The sequence below is a fragment of the Catenovulum agarivorans DS-2 genome (genome assembly GCF_000568405.1).
In the GTDB taxonomy this organism is placed as follows: domain Bacteria; phylum Pseudomonadota; class Gammaproteobacteria; order Enterobacterales; family Alteromonadaceae; genus Catenovulum; species Catenovulum agarivorans_A.
In genome coordinates, this window is sequence record NZ_ARZY01000104.1 from 1 (window position 1) to 756 (window position 756).

General features: G+C 43.4%; 1 protein-coding gene. It reads left to right on the forward strand.

The features are described from left to right. Window positions 1-197: 197 nt before the first annotated feature. Window positions 198-756, forward strand: a 559-nt coding sequence (locus DS2_RS19390; RefSeq protein ID WP_035016741.1) for a reverse transcriptase domain-containing protein, incomplete at its 3' end; no start/stop codon positions are given.

Here is a 756-nt window from a genome sequence, read left to right on the forward strand (position 1 = left end):
CCCCTTGGCGTGCTATTTGGTTGCGAAATAGTCAACGAGCGAAACCACAGCAACACCTCATCGATGCGCACGCAGCGCAATTTAAAGCAATTTATTTTGTGATTATCCAGCAGTCAGCAGATGGCATAGTAGCCAAACGCCCATCGTAATGGATGGGACACGGTGAAGGCCTGAACATTTAACCGAAGGAATACTTCATGAATTACTTACATAACTATACGCCACAGCCCTGTGGTTCTGATATGCAGCGTAATGCATCGCAATCAACCTTCAACTTTGATTTATTCGAACAAGTGTTATCAAACGATAATCTTCAACATGCATGGAAGCAAGTTAAAGCCAATAAAGGCGCAGCAGGTGTTGATGGGATGAAAATAGACCAGTTTATCGATTGGGCCAAACAACACTGGAAACAGTGCAAAATCCAATTGAGCAATGGCTCCTATCGCCCACAACCCGTTAAACGTGTTGAAATTGATAAACCTGATGGGGGCAAACGACAACTCGGCATACCCACTGTGGTTGACCGTGTTATCCAGCAAGCCATTACTCAGGTTTTATCGCCCATCATTGATAACACATTTTCAGATAACAGCTTTGGTTTTAGGCCAAACCGAAACGGCCAGCAAGCAGTGAAGCAAGTTCAACAAATCATTAAGTCTAAACGCAATATTGCGGTAGATGTCGATTTGTCGAAGTTCTTTGACCGAGTTAATCACGACTTGCTGATGCGAAATTTATCACGTCATATCAAAG